General features: G+C 69.7%; 10 protein-coding genes. 5 read left to right on the top strand and 5 right to left on the bottom strand.

The features are described from left to right. The first annotated feature begins 97 nt into the window (after positions 1 to 97). From ACGF1Z_RS10090 to ACGF1Z_RS10075, 4 genes are all read left to right on the top strand, one after another. Positions 98 to 7,048, top strand: coding sequence for an RHS repeat-associated core domain-containing protein (locus ACGF1Z_RS10090; RefSeq protein ID WP_393001907.1), 6,951 nt, complete (start codon positions 98 to 100; stop codon positions 7,046 to 7,048). A gap of 32 nt (positions 7,049 to 7,080) precedes the next feature. Then, positions 7,081 to 7,848, top strand: coding sequence for a hypothetical protein (locus ACGF1Z_RS10085; protein ID WP_393001905.1), 768 nt, complete (start codon positions 7,081 to 7,083; stop codon positions 7,846 to 7,848). 394 nt (positions 7,849 to 8,242) lie between these two features. Further along, entirely contained in the window at positions 8,243 to 8,710 is a 468-nt protein-coding gene (locus ACGF1Z_RS10080; protein WP_393001903.1) for an NUDIX hydrolase, read from the top strand. A gap of 90 nt (positions 8,711 to 8,800) precedes the next feature. Next, positions 8,801 to 9,946: a serine hydrolase domain-containing protein gene (locus ACGF1Z_RS10075; protein WP_393001901.1), complete on the top strand. Its 1,146-nt coding sequence runs from the start codon at positions 8,801 to 8,803 to the stop codon at positions 9,944 to 9,946. Positions 9,947 to 9,949: 3 nt separating this feature from the next. Here ACGF1Z_RS10075 and ACGF1Z_RS10070 read toward each other — a convergent pair whose 3' ends face one another. Both ACGF1Z_RS10070 and pepN read right to left on the bottom strand, forming a co-directional pair. Next, complete coding sequence (locus ACGF1Z_RS10070) at positions 9,950 to 10,780, bottom strand: hypothetical protein (protein WP_393001899.1); 831 nt, start codon at positions 10,778 to 10,780, stop codon at positions 9,950 to 9,952. Positions 10,781 to 10,953: 173 nt separating this feature from the next. After that, positions 10,954 to 13,500: an aminopeptidase N gene (gene pepN, locus ACGF1Z_RS10065; protein WP_393001897.1), complete on the bottom strand. Its 2,547-nt coding sequence runs from the start codon at positions 13,498 to 13,500 to the stop codon at positions 10,954 to 10,956. A gap of 134 nt (positions 13,501 to 13,634) precedes the next feature. On the opposite strand from pepN, the gene ACGF1Z_RS10060 reads away from it, so the two are divergent. Continuing rightward, positions 13,635 to 14,270 carry a DsbA family protein gene (locus ACGF1Z_RS10060; RefSeq protein WP_393001895.1) on the top strand — a complete coding sequence of 212 codons (636 nt, stop codon included), beginning with the start codon at positions 13,635 to 13,637 and terminating at the stop codon, positions 14,268 to 14,270. A gap of 140 nt (positions 14,271 to 14,410) precedes the next feature. On the opposite strand, the gene ACGF1Z_RS10055 is transcribed toward ACGF1Z_RS10060, so the two are convergent. From ACGF1Z_RS10055 to ACGF1Z_RS10045, 3 genes are all read right to left on the bottom strand, one after another. Continuing rightward, positions 14,411 to 15,055 (bottom strand): superoxide dismutase, encoded by a 645-nt coding sequence (locus tag ACGF1Z_RS10055; protein ID WP_393001893.1) that lies wholly within the window; start codon positions 15,053 to 15,055, stop codon positions 14,411 to 14,413. Positions 15,056 to 15,251: 196 nt separating this feature from the next. Then, positions 15,252 to 16,709 carry an amino acid permease gene (locus ACGF1Z_RS10050; RefSeq protein WP_393001891.1) on the bottom strand — a complete coding sequence of 486 codons (1,458 nt, stop codon included), beginning with the start codon at positions 16,707 to 16,709 and terminating at the stop codon, positions 15,252 to 15,254. A gap of 117 nt (positions 16,710 to 16,826) precedes the next feature. Continuing rightward, positions 16,827 to 18,305 carry an amino acid permease gene (locus tag ACGF1Z_RS10045; protein ID WP_393001889.1) on the bottom strand — a complete coding sequence of 493 codons (1,479 nt, stop codon included), beginning with the start codon at positions 18,303 to 18,305 and terminating at the stop codon, positions 16,827 to 16,829. Between the last annotated feature and the right edge of the window lie 199 nt (positions 18,306 to 18,504).

Genomic DNA, 18,504 nt, shown 5'->3' with positions numbered 1-18,504 from the left:
AACACATCACGATCCATGGGGGGTCATCTTGTTGATCAGAAGGACAGGACGGAGACGCGGCACCGCCCGCGTCTCCGTCGTGATGAGCGGGGTCCTGTTGGGGACCCTCCTCCAGGGTCTGCCCCTGGCGGTGTCACCGGCGAGCGCCGAAGACAACCGCCCCGCGGCGCCCTCGGCCGAACGTCCTGTGAAGGGCTCGTTCGACAAGGCCAAGCCGCGCAGGGTCCAGAAGGAGACGCCCGCCGCCAGGTCCACCGTGGTCTGGCCCGAGGCGAAGACCGTACGCGTCGCACTGCCCGCCGAGGGAACGGCGGCCAGGTCGTTCAGGGCGCTCGGATCCCCGGTGACACTCGCCGCGCCCACGGCGCGGGATGCCGCCAAGGCACTCGCCCAGCGCACCGGCGCCCAGGCCGACCTGCGCTTCCTCGACCGGTCCGCCGCCCGGCGCGCCGGCGTCGACGGCGTCCTGCTCACCCTCGGCAACGCCACCGCGGGTACCGCGGCGGCACCGTTGAAGAGCAAGGTCACGATCGACTACAGCGGCTTCGCCAAGGCCGCCGGCGGCTCCTACGGCTCCCGGCTGCGTCTGACCCGCATGCCCGCCTGCGTTCTGGTCACTCCGGAGAAGAAGGAGTGCCGCACCCAGACGCCTCTGACGGGTGTCAACGACACCGAGGCCCTCACGGTCACCGCGGACGCCGTACCGGTCCCGCCGGCGACGCCAACGCCGGGCGGCAGCCGCGCAAGCCGTGTCGGCGCCGGCGACGGCGCGACGGTCATGGCCCTGAGCTCGGGCTCGTCCAGCCTCGCGGGCGACTTCACCGCCAGCCCCCTGGCGTCGTCGTCGACCTGGAGCACGGCACTCAACTCGGGCTCGTTCGCCTGGTCGTACGGCATGGAGGTGCCGGCCGTGCCCGGCTCCCTGGAGCCGAACCTCTCCATGACGTACTCCTCGGGCGCTCTGGACGGCCGCACGGCCAACAGCAACAACCAGGCCTCCTGGATCGGCGACGGCTTCGACATCTCGCCGGGCTTCGTCGAGCGCTCCTACAAGCCCTGCGCCGACGAAGGCGTCAAGAAGGACACGTCCGACGTCGGGGACCTCTGCTGGGCCTACGACAACGCCACCATCAGCTTCGACGGGCACGCGGGAGAACTGATCCCCGTGGGCGCCGACGAATGGCGCATCAAGGGCGACGACGGCACCAAGGTCACAAGGGTCAAGGACGCCGCCCGCGGCAACGGCGACAACGACGGCGAGTACTTCAAGGCCGTCACCCCCGCCGGCACCACCTACTGGTTCGGCTACAACCGCCTCGACAACTGGGTCACCGGCAAGCCCGAGACGAAGTCGGTGTTCACCGTGCCCGTCTACGGCAACAACTCCGGTGAGCCCTGCTACAACGCCGACATCAAGAGCGCCTGGTGCCAGCAGGGATGGCGCTGGAACCTCGACATGGTGGTCGACGCCAAGGGCAACGACATCACCTACTGGTACAAGCAGGAGGCCAACTCCTACGGCCGGTTCCTGACCGCCACCGACGACACCCCGTACGTCCGGGGCGGCGTCCTGGAACGGATCGACTACGGGCAGCGGACGAGCGACATCTACTCGGCCACGGTGAAGCCGATGGCCCAGGTCTCGTTCACCACGGGTGAGCGCTGCCTGGAGGCCACCACAGCGCTGTGCGATCCCGCCACGATCGACACCAACCGGCAGTACTGGTACGACACGCCCTGGGACATGAACTGCAAGGCGGGGACCGACTGCAACGCGGGACGGTACTCCCCGACGTTCTTCACCCGCACGCGCCTCACCCAGATCACCACGCAGACGCTGCAGACCGACGGCACGTACAAGAACATCGACTCGTGGTCGTTCGGGCACAAGTGGGGCACGGCCGACATCGACTACCAGATGCTCCTGTCGTCGATCCAGCGGACGGGCCTCGCGGGCACCACGCCGGTTCCCCTGCCGAAGACGACTCTCACGTACACCCAGCTGACGAACCGCCTCGACCGGACCGGTGACGGACGCGCCCCGTTCATCAAGGAGCGCCTCGGCACGGTCGACGACGAGGGCGGCGGCCAGCTGGACGTCAACTACAGTGCGGCGGCGTGCTCCTGGAGCTCCCTCCCCACCCCCGAGACCAACACGACCCGCTGTTTCCCGCAGAAGTACCAGCCGGGCAACAAGGCGCCGGTCACCACGGAGTGGTTCAACAAGTACGTGGTCGACGCCGTCATCGCCACGGACCGGACGGGCAAGTCCCCCGACATGGTCACGCGCTACACGTATCTCGGCGATCCCGCCTGGCACTTCGACGACGACGACGGCCTCACGAAGGAGAAGCTGAAGACCTGGTCACAGTGGCGGGGATACGGTCACACGCGCGTCCAGACGGGTTCCGTCCTGGAGATGTCCACCCAGCGCGAGCACTGGTTCCTGCGCGGCATGGACGGTGACCGCAGCAGCCCGACCGACAAGACCAAGACCCGCTCGGTCTCGGTGTCCGACGGCTCCGGCGGGACGCTGACCGACGACCAGGCGTGGACGGGCTTCGAGTACCGCGTCGACACCTTCGACGCCCCCGGCGGCAAGGTCGTCAGCAGGACGGCGAACACCCCGTGGAAGAAGGAGACCGCCAAGCGGATCCGTGACTGGGGAACGGCCACGGCCAACCTGACGGGCATCGAGACGGCGCGCTCCTTCGCCTCCCTGGACGACGGCGCCGGTGACAAGTGGCGTGAAGTCAGGTCGAACACCTTCTTCGACACCTACGGCCGGGCCGAGCGGGTGGAGGCGCTGGGTGACGTCGCGGACCCGAAGGACGACCAGTGCACCCGCACGACGTACCCGCCGGTGACGTCGGCCCGGATCCTGAACGCCCCGATCCGCACCGAGACGGTCGCCGCCACCTGCCAGGCCACGATCAACCTGGACACGCGGGCGGACGGCACCTCGCCGGTCGTCTCCGACGTGCGCACGCGATACGACGGCCAGGCCTACGGCGCGGCGCCGACCAAGGGGCTCCCGACCATGGTCGAGACCCTCAAGGAGCGGACCGGGAACAAGGCGACCTACCTGGACAACACGGCCACGTTCGACGCCTACGGGCGTTCACTGAGCACGACCGCTCTGGCGTCGGTGAGCCTCTTCGACCCCAACGTCCCCACGTCGGTCCCGGTGACCACGGCACAGACCAACCCGCGTACGACCACCACGGCGTACACGCCTGCGACCGGCCGGGTCACGAAGACCGTGACGACGATGCCGCCGGCAACGGTGGGAGTCGCGTCGTCGGCGCAGGTGACGACGACGAACTTCGACTCGCTGCGCGGTCTCCCGGTCTCCGAGGTGGACGCCAACGGGCTGCGCAGCGACGTGCTGTACGACGCCCTCGGCCGCAAGCTCAAGCTGTGGAAGCCGAACCGCTCCAAGGCGAGCGGCCAGAGCCCCAACCTCGAGTTCCGCTACCGCAACCCCGAGAACGACATCTACTCGGTCGAGAGCCTCACGCTCAACGCGGACGGCTCCCAGTCGTCGGGCTTCGTGCTCTACGACGGCTTCGGGCGTGAGCGGCAGACGCAGAGCCCGGGTGACAACGGCGGCAAGGTACTGACCGACACGTTCTACGACGCGCGCGGTCTCGTCGAGCGCAAGCACGCGCCGTACTACGCGACGGGCCTGCCGTCCGCATCGCTGTTCAAGCTTGAGGACACCACCGGGGTCGAGACCCAGACCACGTACGAGTACGACGGGCTGGGCCGCGAGACGAAGTCGGTGCAACTCGCGGGCAACGGCGTCGGGCACACGGTGCTCGGCACCACGCGCCGGGTCTACGGCGGCGACCGCGTCACCGTGATCCCGCCGAAGGGCGGCACGACGACGACGTCGGTCGCCGACGCCGCCGGGCACGTCGTCGAAATGCTCCAGTACCAGGGCGCCGAAGCCACGGGGCCCGCCGACCGCACCACGTACGCGTACGACGCGGCCGGCAACATGGCGAAGCTGACGGACCCGTCCGGCAACTCCTGGACCTGGACGTACGACCAGCTCGGCCGGATCAAGAAGACGACGGACCCCGACGCCGGCGAGATCACCCGGTACTACAACGACAGGGGTGAGCTGACCAGCACGCTGGACGGCAACAAGAAGACGACCGCGTTCGTCTACGACAACCTGTCGCGCCCGATCGAGTCCAGGGACGGTGGCCCGGCCGGCCCGCTGCTCACCTCCCAGACCTGGGACCCGACCGGCAACAAGGGCATGCAGGGCAGCTCGACCCGGTACGCGAAGATCGGCGACGTCACCTACCAGTACAAGTCGACGGTCAACGTCTACGACGCCCTGTACCGGCCGACCCGGTCCACCCTGACCGTGCCGTCCGTGCCGGGGCAGGAGGCCCTGGCCGGCTCCTACGTCACCGGTGTCGCGTACAACCTCGACGACACCGTGAAGTCCGTGGCATACCCCGCCGCGGGCAACCTGGCGGCGGAATCCCTCGCCTTCACCTACGACGACCTGCACCGCACCGTCTCGGCGAGCAGCCTCCTGTCGGGCTATCTGGCGAAGCAGACGTACAGCCTCACGGGCAAGCCGCTGCAGTCCACGCTCAACGCCGGCGGCAAGAACCTGTGGATCACGAACGCCTGGGAGTTCGGCACGCAGCGGCTGGCCGGCACCCGGACCGACCTGGAAGGAGGCAACGGAGCGGAGCGGGGCGCCGCCTACACGTACGACGAGATCGGCAACGTCACCTCGCTCACCGACGTGTCCCGGTACGGCCTGGACACCCAGTGCTTCGCCTACGACCACCTGTCCCGGCTGACCGAGGCGTACACCCCGGCGGCCACGTCCTGCCCGGCGGGCCCCACGGGCTCCGCGCTCGGCGGTCCTGCCCCGTACTGGACGAGCTGGACCTACAACACCGACGGCACCCGCAAGACCGAGACCGAGCACGACCCGTCCGGCAACACGGAGGCCGACAAGGTCCGTAGCTACGCCTACCCGGCGAAGGGCGCGGCGCGTCCGCACTCCCTGCTGGGCACCAGCACCGTCACGGGCGGCACCGGCGACCCGGTCACCGAGTCGTACGCGTACGACGGCGCCGGCAACACGACCGAACGCCACCTGAAGAACGAGGCGGGCGGCGGCAACGACCAGGTCCTCGACTGGGACACCGGAGGAAAACTGGCCAAGGTCACGGACTCGGTCAAGACGCTCAACGGCAGCACGACCGTCACGACCACCAAGACCACCGACTACGTGTACGCCGCCGACGGCGGCCGGCTGCTGACCCACACCGTGGACACCGCCGACCCCGGCGCCGAGAGCACGACCCTCCACCTGGGGCCGACCGAGATCAAGCTGGTCAAGGGCGCCGCGAAGCCGACCGCGACCCGCTACTACGACCTGGGCGCCGCCACGGCCGTCCGCACGGACGACAACAAGGTGTCCTTCCAGGTCACCGACCACCACAACACCGGCACCCTCGACATCGACGCCGACGGCGCCGTCGTCGACCAGCGCCGCATGACGCCGTTCGGCGAGCAGCGGGGCAACGCGCCGGGCGACTGGGCCGGCACCCGCGGCTTCATCGGCGGCACGATGGATCCGACGGGCCTGACCCACCTGGGTGCCCGCGAGTACGACCCGGCCACCGGCCGCTTCATCAGCGTCGACCCGGTCCTCGTACCGGAGGACGTGCAGTCCCTCAACGGCTACGCGTACTCCAACAACAACCCGATGACCCTCAGCGACCCCAGCGGCATGCGCCCGGACGGGGCGTGCAGCGGCCGGTGCACCGACGGGTCGAGGGAATCCTGGAGCGGCGGCCCGGGCAACTGGGAATACACGATCATCTCGCCGCCCAACAAGAACGGCGTCGTCAAGGTCCAGCACGTCGACTTCCGCGACAACCACGACGACTCGTTCTCGTTCTACGCGAAGGTCATCAAGCCCAAGCCGCAGCCCAAGCCGAAGCCGAAGGAAGAGGTCGACTGGAGCAAGGGCGCGCCCTACGTGAACGGCGTGTGCGTCTACGCCGCCGGAATGGGCTGCGGCGGCGACGCCAAGCCGATCTCCGAGGAGTCCATCCCGGACCTGCCGTGCCCCGACGGGGAATCCCCGAAGCTCTGCAGCATCCGCAACACCCTCTACAAGACCGGCATCATGACCGGCATGACCGGAGGCTCGCTCGGCGTCTTCGGCCTGGTCGGCCCCGGCGCCAGGGGCATGGGCGGCAAGGGCGGCCCGGGCAAGGGCGAACGCCCCGGCTCCGCCTCCGGCACGGGCGGCATGCGGGGCTTCTGCCCCAACTCCTTCCCGCTGGGCACTCTGGTCCTGCTGGCGGACGGCACGGTCAAGCCGATCGAGAAGGTCGGCGTCGGAGACGAGGTCCTGGCCACCGACCCGGACGGCGAGGTGACGGCGGCCAAGCAGGTCGACGCCACCCTGGTCACTCCTGACGACCGCGACTTCACCACGATCACGGTCGCGGGGAAGAACGGCCCGGAAGAGCTGACCGCCACGGACCATCACCGGATCTGGTCGCCCAGCGAGGCCTCGTGGGTGAACGCGGGAGCGGTGAAGGTCGGCATGGCCCTCCTGTCTGCGGACGGGGAAGCTCTCAAGACGGTCGACGTACGCCACTTCACCAAGGAGCAGGCGGCATACAACCTCACGGTTCGTGGGCTGCACACGTACTATGTGCTCGCCGGCGCAACGCCGGTGCTGGTGCACAACGACAACACTGTTCCCGGGTGGGCTGCGGACGAGCTTGCCAGGATTCAGGCCGGGCAGGGCACCCCACGTACGGTAAGCCCCACGGATCCCACTCAAAAGCTTTATCAAGGGCGAGAATCGGCGAGGCACGCGGCCAAGTGGGGTCCTCACGCGCAGTCGGGTTTCCAGGGCTCGCCCGAATGGGAGGTTCCCGGCAAGGGCAATACGTATAGGATCGTCGGCCCGAACCGCTTCGGGGAGTACGGCTATACGGACCCGAAAGTCAAGTACGCGAAGATCACCGTCATTCCTACCTGTTGATTCGACGTGTTCTCGGTGGAAGGTGAGCGACGTTGTTGCTGAAGTATTCTGTCCGGTTCGAGGAAAGTGGCGCATCCGTACTCGCCTGCGATCTGGAAGGGTTTTTTGTCGGACGCTACAGCTACGACGACTTCGGCGCGTTCCTCGAAGCCGAGAACTCCCGAGTCGTCTTCAGACTTGTGCGGCCGACCCTGGACGCGCCGATCGACACGCTCAGGGGTGACATCGAGGTCCTTGTCCTCGACGCTGAAGGTCGGCCCATGGGGCGCTACCCGCTGTGGGGTGCGAAGCTGCTAGTCGGAGATACGTCGGAAAATCTGGTCGTCACAGCACAAACAGGGTTGCCTCCGCATGCCGAGGCTCGCAGGTTGTGGGACAGGTTCCGTGTTTCCCAACCGCGTCGTGGTGAATGGTGCAATCTTCAGGCTGGATCCCGTGAAGCGTGGCTAGAAGTGGCTGGGCTCAGGTATGCCGAATCTGCTTCTAGGGAGGAGCATTCGGTTCACCCTCGAGAGATCGTTATGGGAGGTGATGAAATCAAGGATGTCGCGAGCTTTTTCTGTGCGATAGGGGAAGCTTTCCGCGGCCCTGGAGGGTACATCGGGCAGAGTTTCACCGAATTGGAAGAGTCCCTGGAGGATCATCTCCAAGGCGCCCCGGTTCGGCTGATTTGGCGGAACATTTCCGTCGCGCGTTCTTCCTTGTCTGCGGTGATGGATATCGCTGACGGGACGACTTCCAAATTCGATTTGCTTCTCGAGATTCTTACCAGGAACAACGTTGACGTCGTTCCTGGATAGTGCACGTGCCTCCTGGGGGCATTCGCCGGACTTTGTCCGGCGCGTTGCCGTAGAAACTCACGTCAAGATCGGAACGGGTCGACGGGCGAGCGGACGAAGTCCCAGCTCACCAGTCTGATGGCCACGAAGGAGCCCCACCGAATTTCCTCTCGGTGGGGCTCCTTGCGTACTTTGACGGCAGTGGTTGACGGCAACGTCAGGGGACGGGCGCTGCACGAAGCGGTGACTCGTCGCCCTCGTCGGGGCCGGTCGTGGCCTCGGAGGGCTTGCCGAGGTGGAGGCGGACAGACCCTGCTGCCCGGGGCGTGAAGCCTGCCGTCGTCCGACGGACGAAGAGCCGGGTCCTGCTCTCATGTCCGACCCCATGACCCCTGGCGACCTCTAACCTCTCCCCATGCAGACCGAGTTGCGAGTGGCGGCCTACGCCGTGTGTGTGCGGGACGGGGGGATACTCCTGGCCCGCTGGGTGGACCGGGACGGGGTGAAGCGGTGGACGCTGCCCGGCGGCGGGATGGATCACGGGGAGCTGCCCGTGGAGGCCGTCGTGCGGGAGGTCGAGGAGGAGGCCGGGTACGTCGCCGAGGCGACCGTGCTGCTCGGGATCGACTCCATCCGGCGGGAGCGGCGGGGCAGGCTCGGCGGGGCGCTCGACTGGCAGGGGCTGCGGATCGTCTACGAGGCGCGGGTCACCGGGGGCGAGCTGCGCAACGAGGAGGGCGGGTCCACCGACCTCGCCGCCTGGCATCCGCTGGAGTCCGTGCCCTCGCTCACCCGGGTCGAACTCGTCGACATCGGGCTCCAGTTGTGGCGCGACCGGCCGCCCCTGGGGCACTCGCCGCTGCACGATCCCGCGAACGGCTGAAAACGGCTCAACCGTCCCGGACCGCTCAACCCAGTGCCCGTGCCCCACGGTCCCCTCCCGTGACCGCAGTTCACGAACAGGGGAGCCCGCATGTCAGCCGCACGTTCCGTCCGTACCCTCGTCGCCGCCGGACTCGTCGCCGGGATCACCGCCACCGCGCTCGTCGCGCCCGCCGTCGCCGCCGCGCCGCCGAAGCCCTCCCACGCCGCCACCCAGCAGGCCCTGGACGCGGCCGTCGCCGAGGGCGTGCCCGGGGCCGTCGCGCAGGCGCGTGACGGCAGGGCGCGCTGGACCGGTACGGCAGGGGAGCGCAAGGGCGGCGACCGCTTCCGGGTCGGGTCCATCACCAAGACCTTCACCGCCACCGTCCTGCTCCAGCTCCAGGCCGAGGGCCGCATCGACCTCGACGACCCCGTCGACAGGTGGCTGCCGGGTGTCGTCCGCGGCCACGGGCACGACGGACGCAAGGTCACCGTCCGACAGCTGCTCAACCACACCAGCGGCATCTACAGCTACACCGAGGACCCCGCCTTCCAGGAGAAGGTCTTCGGTCCCGGCTTCCTGCAGCACCGCTACGACACCTGGACCCCGGAGCAGCTCGTGTCCGTCGCGATGGCGCACGAGCCCGACTTCGCCCCCGGCACCGCGTGGAACTACTCCAACACCAACTTCGTCCTGGCCGGGATGGTCATCGAGAGGGTCACCGGACGTCCCTACGGGAAGGCGATCGAGAACCGGATCGTCAAGCCGCTGAAGCTGCGGGCCACCTCCGTGCCCGGCACGGACTCGCGGATGCCGAAGCCGAACTCCCGCGCCTACTCCAAGCTCTCCCGCGAGACCGGCGGGCCCACGTACGACGTCACCGCGCTCAATCCGAGCATCGCCGGCGCCGCCGGCGAGATGGTCTCCGACGCGAACGACCTGCAGACCTTCTACCGGGCGCTGCTCAAGGGCCGGCTGCTTGCGCCGGCCGCGATGAAGGAGATGACCGACACCGTCCCGATCTCCCCCGAGCTGCCCGGCGTCGGCTACGGGCTCGGACTCATGCGGCAGAAGCTGAGCTGCGGCAAGGAGGTCTGGGGGCACGGCGGCGGCATCCACGGTTCGCATTCCGAGGCCCAGGCCACCCGGGACGGCGAGCACTCCCTCGCCGCGAACTTCAACGCCGACTGGACCGGTGACACCCAGAAGGTGATCGAGGCGGAGTTCTGCGGCACGACCCCGGCCGAGCGCTAGCCGTCACCGGGGCAGGACGACCACGTAGGCGGCCGGCTGCCGGTCCGACGCGGCCATCAGCGCCGTACGGACCACGGTCGCCTGCTGGTCCATCGCCTCGCGCAGCTTGCGCGGGGTGATGTGGACGACGGTGATCCCCAGCCGCTCCAGGTGCTCGCGCTTGCGCGTGTACTCCGACCACAGCGCGTCGTCGTCCTGCCGCGGAGCCCGGGTGTCCAGCTCCACGGCCACCGCCTGGTCCGGCCAGTAGGCGTCGAGACCGCCCAGGTGCGGGCCGCCCGGCAGCCGCAGGTCCACGTTCCACAGGGGGTCCGGCAGCCCGAACGCGCGCACCATCTCGTACAGCCGCTCCTCGGCGACGGCGCGGCCTTCGGCGAGCAGCGCGTCCACCGCGTCCACGACGTGCGGTCGGTTCAGCAGCCTCGCCCGGTTCAACTCCCGCACCACGAGGCCGGGTTCGCAGTGGCCCCCGCTCACGGCCTCGGTGAGCAGCCGGCGCACCACGCTCGGGTCGGAGAGTGCCGAGACCGCGTCGGCGAGCGCCCGGGGCACCGGCGCGACGGGCAGTCCGCCGATCTCCGCCGGCTCGGGCCACTCGGTGGCGCGCACCACCCGGACCCGGGCCGTCGAGCGCAGACGTCGCGTACGCGGCACCAGGACGTCGACCCGGTCGATCATGCCGGGCGAGGGGGCGGAGGCGAAGCCGTGCAGGGAGAGCGCGGCGAGCCCGGTCAGCATCGACTCGGAGCGGGCGTACCGGACGGCCTCCCTGAGCCGGTCCACGCCGGTGTGGGGGAGGGGGGAGAGGGGGGCGTCGGGGGTGTTGTGGTTCATGCCGACGGTCTTCCGTCGTCCGGGCCCCGCTTAACCGCTGTTACGAAGTGGTCGCCGAATCAGGACAACTCCGCACTAAAGTACGCGCGTTCGAGTGCCGAGGTACGACGGCCCCCGGCGGTGCGCGCACCGCCGGGGGCCCGTCCCACTGTCCGATCGTGCGACCGGTGTGCCTACTTCGCGCGCCCGTCGCACTCCTGTGCCCGCAGCGCGCGCGCCAGGTCGTCGCGCGCCTCCAGGACGAGCCGGCGCAGCGCCGGGGCGGCGGAGGCGTGCTCGGCGAGCCACGCGTCGGTCGCCGCCAGGGTCTCGGGGCGGTCCTGCAGCCCCGGGAACAGGCCGCGCACCACGTCCATGCCGATCTGGATGGAGCGGTCCGCCCAGATCCGCTCGATCGCCGCGAAGTACTTCTCCGCGTACGGCGCGACCAGCTCGCGCTGCGAGGGCCGCACGAAGCCCGCGATGGTCGCCTCCACCAGCGCGTTGGACAGCGCGTCCGACTCGACGACCTGCGCCCAGGCCTGCGCCTTGACCGCCGCCGAGGGCCGTGCGGCCAGGCAGCGCACCTGGTGCCGCTTGCCCGTCGCCGTGTCGTCGCGGGCCAGCTCCTCGCCGATCCGGGTCTCGTCGGCCCGCCCGTGCGTGGCCAGCGGCTCCAGGAACGCCCAGCGCAGCTCCTGGTCGACCTCCAGCCCGTCGATCGCGGCCGAGCCGTCGAGCAGACCCTCCAGAAGCCGGAGGTCGGCGTCCGAGGAGGCCACGGCGGCGAAGAAGCGCGCCCAGGTCAGCTGGTGCTCGCTGCCCGGCGCGGCGAGGCGCAGTTCGCGCAGCCCGCCCTCGGCGAGCAGCCGGCCGCGCTCGGACCGCCCTTCCGGCGCCGCGTAGTGGGTGACGGCCGACTGCGCCCAGGCGTGCACCATCTGCAGGACGCCGATGTCGGTCTCGCGGCCCGCGAAGTCGAGGACCACCCGCACGAAGTCACGGGCCGGCATGAGGCCGTCGCGGGTCAGGTTCCACAGCGACGACCAGCACAGCGCGCGGGCCAGCGGGTCGGAGATGTCGCCGAGGTGGGCGCGCAGGGTCGCCAGCGAGGCCTCGTCGAAGCGGACCTTGCAATAGGTGAGGTCGTCGTCGTTGACGAGCACCAGGTCGGGCTTCTCCGCGCCCGCGAGCCCGGCCACCACCGTACGCGCGCCGGTGATGTCGGCCTCCACGCGCGCGTAGCGCACGAGATCGCCGCCGGAGAGCCGGTAGAGGCCCACGGCCGCGCGGTGCGGGCGCAGTTCGTCGCCCTCCTGCAGGACGGCGAGCTCGGTGACGCGGCCCTCGGCGTCGTACGTGACGACCGGGGTGAGGGTGTTGACGCCGGAGGTCTGCAGCCAGGACTTCGCCCAGGCCTTCATGTCCCGGCCAGAGGTCTCCTCCAGGACGGTCAGCAGGTCCGCGAGGCGCGTGTTGCCGTAGGCATGGCGCTTGAAGTAGCGGCGCGCGCCCTCCAGGAACGCGTCCCGGCCCGCGTAGGCCACCAGCTGCTTCAGGACGGAGGCGCCCTTGGCGTAGGTGATGCCGTCGAAGTTCAGCTTGGCGTCCTCCAGGTCACGGATGTCGGCCGTGATCGGGTGGGTGGACGGCAGCTGGTCGGCGCGGTAGGCCCAGGCCTTGCGGTTGTTGGCGAAGGTCACCCAGCTGTTGGTGAAGCGGGTCGCCTCGGCGAGGGAGAACGAACCCATGAAGTCGGCGAAGGACTCCTTCAGCCACAGGTCGTCCCACCACACCATGGTGACCAGGTCGCCGAACCACATGTGGGCCATCTCGTGCAGGATGACGTTGGCCCGGCGCTCGTACGCCGCCTGCGTCACCTTGCCGCGGTAGATGTACTCCTCGCGGAAGGTGACCATGCCCGGGTTCTCCATCGCACCGAGGTTGTACTCGGGGACGAAGGCCTGGTCGTACTTCCCGAAGGGGTAGGGGTAGTCGAAGTTGTCGTGGAAGAAGTCCAGGCCCTGCTTGGTGACCAGGAAGACGTCGTCCGCGTCGAAGTGCTTCGCGAGCCCCTTGCGGCACATCGCGCCCAGCGGGATCTCCAGCTCGCCGCGCCGGTAGGTGTCCGTGACGTAGTGGTACGGCCCCGCGACCACGCAGGTGATGTACGTGGAGATCGGCTCGGTGCCGGCGAACCGCCAGCGCCCCTCGGCGTCCTGCTCGCCCACGCCGTTCGACCAGACCGTCCAGCCCTCGGGCGCGTCCACCTCGAAGCGGTACGGGGCCTTGAGGTCGGGCTGTTCGAAATTGGCGAAGACCCGGCGGGCGTCGGCGGGCTCGTACTGGGTGTAGAGGTAGACCTCGCCGTCCTCCGGGTCGACGAAGCGGTGCATGCCCTCGCCGGTGCGGCTGTAGGCGCACTGGGCGTCGACGACCAGCTCGTTCTCGTCCGCGAGGCCGTCGAGGGCGATCCGCGCGCCGTCGAAGACGACCGCCGGGTCGAGCGCACGCCCGTTGAGGGTGATCGCGTTCACCGACGGGGCGATCAGGTCGGCGAACGTGCTGTCGCCCGCGCCCGTGCGGCGGAAGCGGAGGGTGGTCACGGAGCGGAAGGTGCGCACGCCCTCCCCGGACTCGCCGACGGCCGAGCGCAGGTCGAGGTACACCTCGTACCCGTCGACGGACAACAGCTCCGCCCGCTCGTGGGCCTCGTCACGGGACAGGTTCTCACCGGGCACGGTCACTCCTTCGTGGCTCGTTCGAAACAGCACCGATCCTCCCATGTGCCACTGTCGCCGGGCACCACGGGAATGCGGGAGCGGACCGGCCGTGTTGCCCGGTTGGCGCATTCAGAGCACTCCTGAGGAGAGACATGTCCGAGACCAGGACCACCGCCGACTTCTACTTCGACCCGCTGTGCCCGTGGGCCTGGATGACCTCCCGCTGGATGCTGGAGGTGGAGAAGGTGCGCCCGGTCGACGTCCGCTGGAAGGTGATGAGCCTCGCCGTCCTCAACGAGGACCGCCTCGCCGACCTGCCGGCCGAGTACCGCGAGATGATGGAGACCCAGGCCTGGGGTCCGGTCCGCGTCGTGATCGCCGCCCAGCAGCTGCACGGCGACGAGGTCGTCGGCAGGCTCTACACGGCGCTCGGCACCCGCTTCCACAACCAGGGCGAGGGCCCGACCCGCGAGGCCATCGAGGCCGCCCTCTCCGACGTCGGCCTGCCGGCCGGGCTCGCCGACTACGCGGACAAGGACACCTACGACGCCGAGCTGCGCGCCTCCCACAAGGAGGGCATCGAGAAGGTGGGCCAGGACGTCGGCACCCCGGTGATCGCCGTCCCCGGCGCGGACGGCGCGGAGGTCGCCTTCTTCGGTCCGGTCGTCACCCCGACCCCGCGCGGCGAGGCGGCGGCGCGGCTGTGGGACGGCACGCTGCTCGTGGCGTCGACGCCGGGCTTCTTCGAGATCAAGCGCACGCGCACGGCGTCGCCGAGCTTCGAGTAGGACGCGTTCCCCGCACGGGGGAGCCCCCGGTACGGAAGAACCCCCGCGATTCCTGTCATCGCGGGGGTTCTTCTTTCATCCGCCTGCCCGGTGAAGGTGGAGAAGACGATCACGAGCAGGGCGTTTCCGGGGTGCGGCCGTCAGAAGGAGATCAGCGGGACGCTGGCCTTCGCGGCCGTGTAGCGCCTCTGCACGTCCTGCCAGTTGACGACCTGCCACATGGCCTCGATGAAGTCGACCTTCTGGTTCTTGTACTGCAGGTAGAAGGCGTGCTCCCAGGCGTCGAAGACGAGGACCGGGACGGAGCCCTGGCCGACGTTGCCCTGGTGGTCGTAGACCTGCTCGACGATCAGCCGGCCGCTGATCGGCTCGTACGCGAGGACGCCCCAGCCGGAGCCCTGGGTGGTGGCCGCGGCCTTGGTCAGCTGGGCCTTGAACCTGGCGAAGGAGCCGAAGGACTCGGTGATCGCGTCGGCCAGCTCGCCGACCCCGTCGGCGGCCAGCGGCTCGCCGCCGCCTCCGTCCTTCGGGCTGTTCATGTTGTTCCAGTAGATGGAGTGCAGGATGTGGCCGGAGAGGTGGAAGGCCAGGTTCTTCTCCAGGCCGTTGATCGCGCCCCACTGGTCCTTGTCGCGGGCCTCCTCCAGCTGCTCCAGCGTGTCGTTCGCGCCCTTGACGTAGGCGGCGTGGTGCTTGTCGTGGTGCAGCTCGATGATCTGCGGATTGATCACCGGCTCCAGCGCCGCGTAGTCGTACGGCAGCTCCGGAAGTGTGTAGATCGCCATGCGCCGAACCCCTAGCCCTTCGACCGACTGCTTATTGCAACCTCTATGCAAGTGCAGGCTAGCAGCAGGTGAGGGTGAAGTTGATCAGTCCTTGGGCCTAGGACCCCGGCGGAACGCCGCCGCGCCCCGCCCGAACGCCGACGCGCCCCGCCGGAAGGCCCGGCGGGGCGCGGATGTCTCTCGGGAGGGGGCGGGATCAGGTCCTGTCGGCCACGGTCCCGGCCGCCGGGTCCGTACCGGCTGCCTGCTTCCGCGCCTTCTCCCGCGACTTCTGGAGCACGAGGCCGACCACCGCGAGCGCCACGGTCAGGGCGCCGGTCGAGTACAGCTGGACGCGGGTGCCCTCCTCGCGCGCCATCAGGACGAAGACCGCCGCCATGCCGAGCAGCGCCACCCAGGTCAGCACGGGGAAGCCCCACATCTTCACGACCAGCTTCTCCGGCGCCTCGCGCTCGGTGCGGCGCCGCAGCACCAGCTGGGAGGCCGCGATGAAGAACCAGACGACCAGGATGATCGCGCCGATGGTGTTGAGCAGCCAGATGAAGGCCTTGTCCGGGGACCAGTAACTCAGCAGCACGCAGCCGAAGCCGACGACGCAGGAGACCAGGACGGCCGGGCGGGGCACTCCGCCCGAGGTGCGGCCGAGCGCCTTCGGGCCCTGGTCGCGGGCGACCAGCGAGCACGCCATCCGGGAGGCGCCGTAGATGTTGGCGTTCATGGCCGAGAGCAGGGCGACCAGGACGACCACGTTCATGATCTGGCCGGCGGCCGGGATGCCCAGGTGGTCGAGGGTGGCGACGTACGGGCCCTTCTCGACGACCGCCTTGTCGCCCCACGGGACGAGCGTGACGATGACCGCCATGGAGCCGATGTAGAAGAGCGCGATGCGCCACATGGCCGTGCGGACGGCCTTGGCGACGCCCTGCACGGGGTGCTCGGACTCGGCCGCGGCGATGGTGACGGTCTCCAGACCGCCGTACGCGAAGACGGAGGCCAGCAGGCCCACGATCAGGCCCTCGGAACCGTGCGGGAAGAAGCCGCCGGCACCGGTGAGGTTGGCGGCGCCCGGGGCGTCGGTGCCCGGCAGCACGCCGGCGATGGCGAGCACGCCGATGCCGAGGAAGAGGACGATCGCGCCGACCTTGAGCGTCGCGAACCAGAACTCGAACTCGCCGAAGTTCTTCACCGCCGCCAGGTTGGTGCCGCAGAACACCAGCATGAAGAGGGCCACCCAGGCCCACGCCGGGGTGCCGGGGAACCAGCCGGTCATGATGTTCGCGGCGCCGATGCCCTCGAGGCCGACGGCCACGCAGAGCAGGAACCAGAAGGCCCAGCCGGCGGTGAATCCGGCCCACGGGCCGAAGGCGCGCTCGGCGTGGACGGAGAAGGAGCCGGAGGCCGGGTTCGCCGCCGACATCTCGCCCAGCATCCGCATGACCAGCATGACGAGCACACCGGAGATCGCGTACGCGAGGACGATCGACGGGCCGGCCGCCGCGATGCCGGCGCCGGAGCCGACGAAGAGGCCGGCGCCGATCACACCGCCGAGGGCGATCATCGACAGGTGCCGCTGCTTGAGGCCGTGGGTCAGGCCGGTGGGGGCGGTCGCGCCGTCCTTGCGGTCGGCCGGCGCGGGCGCGGTGGTCCGAGACATGGGCGAACCCTGTTCACTAGCTGAGACGGGGAGGGTGGCCCACAGTCTGTGGGGCCGCACCGCTCACAGGGAACGGATGTCCGCTATACGGTCACGACCTTCACACAAGGTGAAGGTTCAGTCTCGCTTCGTGGAGGGGGCTGCGGGAGCGGGGCCGCCGGTCGGACCGGAGGGGCCGGGCGAGGCGGCGGACGCGGCCGACGCCGGACCCCGATCCGGACCCGGGGCGCGCCTCGCGCGCAGCTCGCGCCCGCCCGCCACGGCAAGCACCGCCGCCGTCGCCCCGGCCGACCACAGCACCTGCGGCCGGGCCCCGTCGTCGAGCAGCATCAGCACGAGCACCGCGGCCATCCCCGCCAGCGCCGCCCAGGTCAGCCACGGGAAGCCCCACATGCGCAGGGTCAGCGTCTGTGGTGCCTCGCGCTCGATCCGGCGCCGCAGCCGCAGCTGGGAGACCGCGATCAGCGCCCACACGAACAGCAGCACCGCGCCGACCGCGTTGAGCATGTAGAGGAAGACGGAATCCGGCCACTTCAGATTGAGCAGGACGGAGACGAAGCCGAACGCCACGGACGCGAGCACGGCCCGTCGCGGCACCCCTCCGCCGGAGATCCTGAGCAGCTCCCTCGGCGCCTCGCCGCGCTCGGCGAGCGAGAACACCATCCGCGAGGAGCCGTACAGATTCGCGTTGAGCGCGGACAGCAGCGCCACGAACACCACCACGTTCATGATCTGCCCCGCCGCCGGCACCCCGAGGGCGTCCAGGACCGCCACGTACGGGGACTCGCCCGGCTTCATGGCGGTCCACGGCAGCAGGGTCACGATCACCAGCATCGAGCCCACGTAGAAGAGGAGGATGCGCCACACGGCGCTGCGCACCGCCCGGGCCACGTTGCGGGCCGGGTCGTCCGACTCCGCCGCCGCGATCGTCACGACCTCCAGGCCGCCGAAGGCGAACACGACGGCCAGCACCCCGGACACCACGCCGGACCAGCCGTGCGGCAGGAAACCGCCCTGCCCGGTCAGGTTCGCCAGGCCCACCGGGTCCGTGTCGGGCAGCACGCCCACGATCGCCAGCACGCCGAGCACCAGGAACAGCCCGATCGCGCCGACCTTGAGCGCCGCGAACCAGAACTCGAACTCGCCGAAGTTCTTCACCGCCGCGAGGTTCGCGGCCGTGAACACCACCATGAAGAGCAGCACCCAGCCCCACTGCGGGAGCCCCGGCACCCAGCCGTGCGCGATCCGGGCCGCGCCGGTCGCCTCCACGGCGAGCACGACCACCAGCAGGAACCAGTACAGCCAGCCCACCGAGAAACCCGCCCAGCGCCCGAGCGCCCGCTCCGCGTGCACCGAGAAGGCGCCCGAGGCCGGCATCGCCGCCGACATCTCGCCCAGCATGCGCATGATCAGCATCGCGAGCGCGCCCGCGATCAGATACGAGACGACGATGCCGGGGCCGGCGACCGCGATGCCCGCGCCCGAGCCCACGAAGAGCCCCGCGCCGATCACCCCGCCGAGGCCCAGCATCGTCAGGTGACGCTGCTTCAGTCCAGGGGAGAGGGGCTCCGGTTCGGAGGCCAGGGGGTCGTGCATGAGGGATCCGCGCTCTCGGACGGTTTATGGAGACCCCACAGTCTCTCCGGTGACGGGCCCGTGGCGCAAAAGGGACCACCCCGCAGGACTTCCCAGTGACAAGGGTCACTCTGCATTCGGTGGGGAAACCCGGGCTTTGTCTGATCTCCACGAAGGGCTCAACCCCTGCTTTGTGGGCGGCTGACGGTGATCGGCCGGT

It is taken from the genome of Streptomyces sp. NPDC048018 (assembly GCF_043202995.1).
In the GTDB taxonomy this organism is placed as follows: domain Bacteria; phylum Actinomycetota; class Actinomycetes; order Streptomycetales; family Streptomycetaceae; genus Streptomyces.
The sequence above is the reverse complement of the archived record's forward strand: the minus strand, read 5'-3'. Positions and strand labels throughout refer to the sequence as shown.